The organism is Kitasatospora sp. NPDC041988 (genome assembly GCF_055588525.1).
Genome location: NZ_JBVJCO010000048.1, coordinates 66,357 through 73,109 on the forward strand (window position 1 = coordinate 66,357; position 6,753 = coordinate 73,109).

General features: G+C 69.9%; 6 protein-coding genes. All 6 read left to right on the top strand.

Annotated features, from left to right (window positions below; all coding sequences use genetic code 11):
- The first annotated feature begins 117 nt into the window (after nt 1–117).
- Nucleotides 118–1,470 (top strand): M16 family metallopeptidase, encoded by a 1,353-nt coding sequence (locus tag ACZ6NC_RS34050; RefSeq protein ID WP_465737727.1) that lies wholly within the window; start codon nt 118–120, stop codon nt 1,468–1,470.
- Nucleotides 1,471–1,484: 14 nt separating this feature from the next.
- Complete coding sequence (gene dapB / locus ACZ6NC_RS34055; RefSeq protein WP_465737728.1) at nt 1,485–2,231, top strand: 4-hydroxy-tetrahydrodipicolinate reductase; 747 nt, start codon at nt 1,485–1,487, stop codon at nt 2,229–2,231.
- Nucleotides 2,232–2,238: 7 nt separating this feature from the next.
- A complete protein-coding gene (locus ACZ6NC_RS34060) occupies nt 2,239–2,727 on the top strand; it encodes a hypothetical protein (protein ID WP_465737729.1) in 489 nt (162 codons plus the stop codon).
- Nucleotides 2,724–3,455, top strand: coding sequence for an FAD-dependent thymidylate synthase (gene thyX, locus ACZ6NC_RS34065; RefSeq protein WP_465737730.1), 732 nt, complete (start codon nt 2,724–2,726; stop codon nt 3,453–3,455). Before ACZ6NC_RS34060 ends, thyX begins: the two co-directional genes overlap by 4 nt.
- Nucleotides 3,456–3,684: 229 nt before the next feature.
- Nucleotides 3,685–4,584 carry a 4-hydroxy-tetrahydrodipicolinate synthase gene (gene dapA, locus ACZ6NC_RS34070; protein WP_465737731.1) on the top strand — a complete coding sequence of 300 codons (900 nt, stop codon included), beginning with the start codon at nt 3,685–3,687 and terminating at the stop codon, nt 4,582–4,584.
- A 170-nt stretch (nt 4,585–4,754) separates the two neighbouring features.
- The gene (locus ACZ6NC_RS34075; RefSeq protein WP_465737732.1) at nt 4,755–6,440 is read left to right on the top strand and encodes a ribonuclease J; all 1,686 of its coding nucleotides are present in this window, start codon (nt 4,755–4,757) and stop codon (nt 6,438–6,440) included.
- The last annotated feature ends 313 nt before the right edge of the window (nt 6,441–6,753 follow it).

A 6,753-nucleotide genomic window follows, 5' to 3' on the forward strand; every position in this document is an offset into this window, starting at 1 on the left:
CCCACGCCACCCCCCCCCCCCCCCCCCCCCCCACCCCCCCCCCCCCCCCCCCCCCCCCCCCCCCCCCCCCCCCCCCCCACCCCGTTGTTCCCCCATGCTTTCTACGGAGGTACCCCCGTGGCCCAGGCCTCGGCGGCGAAGCAGCGCCCCGGCTCCACCCGGACCCTGCTCAAGGGCGCGGACGGCGCCGGCACGGTGCGCCGCACCGTGCTCCCCGGCGGCCTGCGGGTCGTCACCGAGACCCTGCCGACGGTGCGCTCCGCCACCTTCGGCATCTGGGTCGGCGTCGGCTCGCGCGACGAGACCCCGCAGCTCAACGGGGCCACCCACTACCTGGAGCACCTGCTCTTCAAGGGCACCGAGCGGCGCAGCGCGCTGGACATCTCGGCGGCTCTGGACGCGGTCGGCGGCGAGATGAACGCCTTCACCGCGAAGGAGAACACCTGCTACTACGCCCGGGTGCTGGACACCGACCTGCCGCTGGCCATCGACGTGGTCTGCGACATGCTCACCGGCTCGCTGATCCGCCCCGAGGACGTCGAGGCCGAACGCGGCGTCATCCTCGAGGAGATGGCGATGGCCGAGGACGACCCGGGCGACGTGGTGCACGACCTCTTCGCCAAGGCGATCTTCGGCAGCGGCCCGCTCGGCCGCCCGATCCTCGGCACCCAGGAGACCGTCCAGGCCCTCACCCGGGACCAGATCGCCGGCTTCTTCCACCGCCGCTACAAGCCCGAGCACCTGGTGGTCGCGGCAGCCGGAAACCTGGACCACCGCAAGGTCGTCAAGCAGGTCGAGCAGGCCTTCGCGCCGCTGCTCGCCAAGTCGGAGGCGGCCCCGGCGGTGGCCCGCCGCGGCGTCAAGGCGTTGCGCACGGCCGGCCGGGTCGAGGTGCTCAACCGTTCCACCGAGCAGGCCCACCTGGTGCTGGGCGTGCCCGGCGTGCCTCGGCACGACGAGCGCCGCTGGGCGATGGGCGTGCTCAACGCGGCCCTCGGCGGCGGGATGAGCTCCCGGCTGTTCCAGGAGGTCCGGGAGAAGCGCGGCCTGGCCTACTCGGTGTACTCGTACTCCTCGTCGTACGCGGACAGCGGCCTGTTCGGCATCTACGCCGGCTGCCAGCCCAAGCGGGTCGAGGAGGTGCTGCGGATCTGCCGCGAGGAGCTCGCCAAGGTGGTCGCCGACGGCATCACCGAGGAGGAGCTGCAGCGGGCGATCGGCCAGATCTCCGGTTCCACCGTGCTCGGCATGGAGGACACCGGCTCGCTGATGAACCGCATCGGCAAGGCCGAGCTCAGCTACGGCCACCACCTCTCGGTGGACGAGATGCTGGCGAAGATAGCGGCCGTGACCCTCGACGACGTCCACGCGGTGGCCCGTGATGTGCTGGGCGCGTACCGGCCGTCGCTCGCGCTGATCGGCCCGATCAACGACAAGCGGGCCGCCAGGCTCGCCGACCTGCTGGTCTGAAGGGACTTTTCGCTATGACGCTGCGTGTCGCCGTGATCGGCGCCAAGGGTCGGATCGGCTCCGAGGCCGTCAAGGCCGTCGAGGCCGCCCCGGACCTGGAGCTGGTCGCCACGCTCGGCCGCGAATCGAAGCTGGAGGAGCTCACCGACGCCGGGGTGCAGGTCGTCGTCGAGCTGACCCACCCCGACTCGGTGATGCCCAACCTCGACTACTGCCTGCACCATGGCATCCACGTGGTCACCGGCACCACCGGCTGGACGGACGAGCGGCTGGCCACCGTCCGCGGCTGGCTGGACGAGGCGCCCGGGCTGGGCCTGCTGATCGCGCCGAACTTCTCGATCGGCGCCGTGCTCGGCATGAAGTTCGCCCAGACCGCCGCCAAGTACTTCGAGTCGGTCGAGGTGGTCGAGCTGCACCACGACCGCAAGGCCGACGCGCCCAGCGGCACCGCCACCCGCACCGCCCAGCTGATCGCGGCCGCCCGTGCCGAGGCCGGCCGGCCGCCGCAGCAGGACCCGACCACCCACAGCCTGCCCGGCGCCCGTGGCGCCGACGTGGACGGGGTGCCGGTGCACGCCGTCCGGCTGCGCGGCCTGCTCGCCCACCAGCAGGTGATGTTCGGCGACACCGGTGAGACCCTCACCATTCGGCACGACTCGCTGCACCACAGCAGCTTCATGCCGGGCATCCTGCTCGGCGTCCGCAAGGTCGTCGAGACCCCCGGGCTCACCCTGGGCCTCGAACACTTCCTGGACCTGTGAGCCTGTCATGACGTCCCGTACCGGCTTCTTCGTCCTGTCCGGCGTGCTGCTGCTGGTGGCCCTGGTCTGCATCGGCGAGGGCGTCCAGCTGATCGCCACCGGCAAGCCGCTCGGCATCGGCATGGGCGTCTGCGCCTTCGTCATCCCGCTGATCGGCGTCTGGTTCCTGCGCCAGACCGTCCGCTTCGGCCGGGCCGGCGAGCGGCTCGCCCGCGAGCTGGAGGCCGAGGGCGGGCTGCCGGTGGACGAGCTCAGGCGCACCGCGGGCGGCCGGATCGACCGGGCCTCGGCCGACGAGGTGTTCGCCCGCCGCCGGGCGGAGGCGGAGGAGTCGCCGGGCGACTGGCGGGTCTTCTTCCGCCTCGCGGTGGCGTACGCCGACGCCGGCGACACCCCGCGCGCCCGCAAGACCATGCAGCACGCGATCCGGCTGCACAGCACGACCAGCATCACCGGCACCACCGGCACCACCGAAACCGCGAGGAGTAACGCGTGACCGACGACACCACGGCCCCCCAGTTCCGCAGCGACGTCACCGTCGAGCTGGTCCGCAGCGCCGCCGCCGACTCGGACGTCATCTGGGCGGCCCGGGTCTCGACGGCCGGGGAGCAGTCCCTGGAGGCGCTCCAGCAGGACCCGGAGAAGTCCAAGGGCCTGATCAACTTCCTGATGCGGGACCGGCACGGCACGCCGTTCGAGCACAACTCGATGACCTTCTTCATCAGCGCGCCGATCTTCGTGTTCCGCGAGTTCCACCGGCACCGCAGCGGCTGGTCGTACAACGAGGAGTCCGGCCGCTACCGTCAGCTGGAGCCGGTCTTCTACGTGCCCGGTGAGGACCGCAAGCTGGTCCAGGAGGGCCGCCCGGGCCGCTACGAGTTCCTCGACGGCACCCCGGAGCAGCACAAGACCGTCACCGAGGCGATGGAGGCGGCCTACCGCGAGGCGTACGGCCGCTACCAGGAGATGCTGGCGGCCGGTGTCGCCCGTGAGGTGGCCCGGGCCGTGCTGCCGGTCGGCCTCTTCTCCTCGATGTACGCGACCTGCAACGCGCGCTCGCTGATGCACTTCCTGTCGCTGCGGACCAAGAAGGAGAACGCCGCCGTGCCGTCCTTCCCGCAGCGCGAGATCGAGATGGTCGCCGAGCGGATGGAGGAGCAGTGGGCACAGCTCATGCCGCTCACCCATGCGGCCTTCGAGAAGCACGGCCGAGTCGCCCCCTGACCTGGGGTGATAGGCATATGGGCGGCTTGCCGGGCATGTCTGGATTGCGGCTTTTCTAGCCGCTCCCTACGCTCGTGACACGGATTCCGGTGCTGCTTGAACCCCCGAGCATGCAGCACCGGAATCCCATTGTTTCCGCCGCCCCGCGTGCCGCACCCGCGTGCTACACCTGTCCGAACCCTGGACCGGCCTGGGTACCGCCCCACCGCCTACGAGTAGCTTTGGACGCATGGCTCCGACCTCCACCCCCCAGACGCCTTTCGGCCGGGTCCTGACCGCGATGGTGACGCCGTTCACCGCTGACGGCGGGCTCGACCTCGAGGGCGCCCAGCGCCTCGCCGCACACCTCGTCGACTCCGGCAACGACGGCCTCGTCGTCAACGGAACCACCGGCGAATCCCCGACCACCAGCGACGCCGAGAAGGCCGAGCTCGTCCGCGCCGTGGTGGAGGCGGTGGGGGACCGCGCCCACGTGGTGGCCGGTGTCGGCACCAACGACACGCACCACAGCGCCGAGCTGGCCCGCCAGGCCGAGGCCGCCGGAGCGCACGGCCTGCTGGTCGTCACGCCGTACTACAGCAAGCCCCCGCAGGAGGGCCTGTACCGGCACACCACGTACATCGCCGACGCCACCGGGCTGCCGGTCATGCTCTACGACATCCCCGGCCGCAGCGGCGTCGCGCTGAGCCACGAGACGCTGGTCAGGCTCGGCGAGCACCCGCGGATCGTCGCCAACAAGGACGCCAAGGGCGACCTCGGCGCCGCCGCCTGGGCGATCGCCCGCTCCGGCCTGGCCTGGTACTCCGGGGACGACATCCTCAACCTGCCGCTGCTGTCCGTCGGAGCCGCCGGCGTGGTCAGCGTGGTCGGGCACGTGGTCGCCGGCGAACTGCGCAGCATGATCGAGGCCTACCAGGGCGGCGATGTGGCCAAGGCCACGGCGATCCACCAGAGCCTGCTGCCCGTCTTCAGCGGTATGTTCCGCACGCAGGGTGTCATCCTCACCAAGGCCGCCCTGGAGCTCCAGGGCCTGCCTGCCGGCCCGCTCCGGCTGCCGCTGGTCGGCGCGACTCCCGAGGAGATCGCGCAATTGAAGAAGGATCTCGCCGCAGGCGGGGTACACCTGTAACAGACACAGACGTGCGCGCCCCGGCTCGCCGGACCTCCCCGAGGTCTGCCGCTGAACCGGACGAAGGCGCGAGAGCACCGACCCAGTAGGAAACCGACACTGAGTACGCACGCCATATGTCTCTTGGGGGAGGACCCCGGGCATATGGCGTGCGTCGTGAGGAGAGTCTTTTGAGCCACCCGCATCCCGAACTCGGCGCGCCCCCTGCACTGAAGGAGGGCGCCCTCCGCATCACTCCGCTCGGCGGCCTCGGCGAGATCGGCCGCAACATGACGGTCTTCGAATACGGGGACCGCATTCTCATCGTCGACTGCGGCGTCCTCTTCCCCGAGGACGAGCAGCCCGGCGTCGACCTGATCCTGCCGGACTTCAGCTACATCCGGGACCGCCTCGACAAGATCGACGGCATCGTCCTGACCCACGGGCACGAGGACCACATCGGCGCCGTCCCGTTCCTGCTCCGGGAGAACCCGGACATCCCGCTGATCGGTTCGAAGCTCACCCTCGCGCTGATCGAGGCCAAGCTGGCCGAGCACCGCATCCGCCCGTACGTGCTGGAGGTCAAGGAGGGCGACCGCGAGCGGATCGGCCCCTTCGACTGCCAGTTCATCGCGGTCAACCACTCCATCCCGGACGCGCTGGCCGTCGCCGTGCGCACGCCGGCCGGCATGGTCGTCGCCACCGGTGACTTCAAGATGGACCAGCTGCCGCTGGACGGCCGCCTCACCGACCTGCCGGCCTTCGCCAAGCTGGCCGAGGAAGGCATGGACCTGCTGCTGGTGGACTCCACCAACGCCGAGGTCCCCGGCTTCATCCCGCACGAGCGGGACATCTCGGCCGCGCTGCGAAACGTTTTCGCCAACGCCGACAAGCGCATCATCGTGGCCTCTTTCGCCAGCCACGTGCACCGCATTCAGCAGGTGCTGGACGCCGCGCACGAGTACAAGCGCAAGGTCGCCTTCGTCGGCCGCTCGATGGTCCGCAACATGGGCATCGCCCGCGACCTCGGCTACCTGAAGGTCCCCGGCAACATGGTCGTGGACGTCAAGCAGCTGGACGACCTGCCGGACAAGGACGTCGTGCTGATCTGCACCGGTTCGCAGGGCGAGCCGATGGCCGCGCTGTCCCGGATGGCCAACCGCGACCACCAGATCCGCATCGTCGAGGGCGACACCGTCGTCCTGGCGTCGTCGCTCATCCCGGGCAACGAGAACGCCGTCTACCGGGTGATCAACGGCCTGACCCGCTGGGGCGCCAAGGTCGTGCACAAGGGCAACGCCAAGGTGCACGTCTCCGGTCACGCCTCGGCCGGTGAGCTGCTGTACTTCTTCAACATCTGCAAGCCGCGCAACCTGATGCCGGTCCACGGTGAATGGCGCCACCTGCGGGCCGCCGCCGACCTGGGCATCGCGACCGGTGTGCCGAAGCACCGCACGGTCATCGCCGAGGACGGCGTCTGCGTCGACCTGGAGAACGGCGTCGCCCGGATCGTCGGCAAGGTGCAGGCCGGCTACGTCTACGTCGACGGCTCGTCGGTCGGCGACATCACCGAGGCCTCGCTCAAGGACCGCAGGATCCTCGGCGAGGAGGGCTTCATCTCGGTCTTCGTGGTGGTCGACTCCACCAACGGCAAGATCGTGGGCGGTCCGACCATCCAGGCCCGCGGCTCCGGCATCGACGACAACGCGTTCGTCCCGGTGGCCGCCAAGCTGCAGGAGGCGCTGGACCGCTCGGCCGGCGACGGCGTCCTGGAGGTCCGCCAGGTCCAGCAGCTGGTCCGCCGGACCATCGGCAAGTGGGTGGCGGACAACTACCGACGCCGTCCGATGATCCTGCCGGTCGTCGTCGAGGTCTGAGCCTCCCGCTGGTCGGTTTGACGTGGGGCAGCCCGGTGCGTAATGTTCTCCGGGTTGCCCCACGGGACGGCCCCTGCAGGAGTTCTCGAAATGAAATTCGAGAACGGAGCGGGAAAACGGCCCGAAAAACTCTGATAGAGTTCGGGAGCGCCGAAAGGCCAGAGTAAATCTGATGAATGAAACTCCGGAAAACGGAGCGGAAAACATCTGATAAGCTTGAAACACGAAAGAACGAAGCGCCCGGAGGGCCCGCTGGAAGGCGGTCCGAAGGAAGTGTCCGTTCCTTGAGAACTCAACAGCGTGCCAAAAGTCA

Excerpts from the sequence above, each read along its gene's own strand:
- dapB (WP_465737728.1), top strand. The coding sequence starts at position 1,485 with ATGACGCTGCGTGTCGCCGTGATCGGCGCCAAGGGTCGGATCGGCTCC.
- ACZ6NC_RS34060 (WP_465737729.1), top strand. The coding sequence starts at position 2,239 with ATGACGTCCCGTACCGGCTTCTTCGTCCTGTCCGGCGTGCTGCTGCTG.
- dapA (WP_465737731.1), top strand. The coding sequence starts at position 3,685 with ATGGCTCCGACCTCCACCCCCCAGACGCCTTTCGGCCGGGTCCTGACC.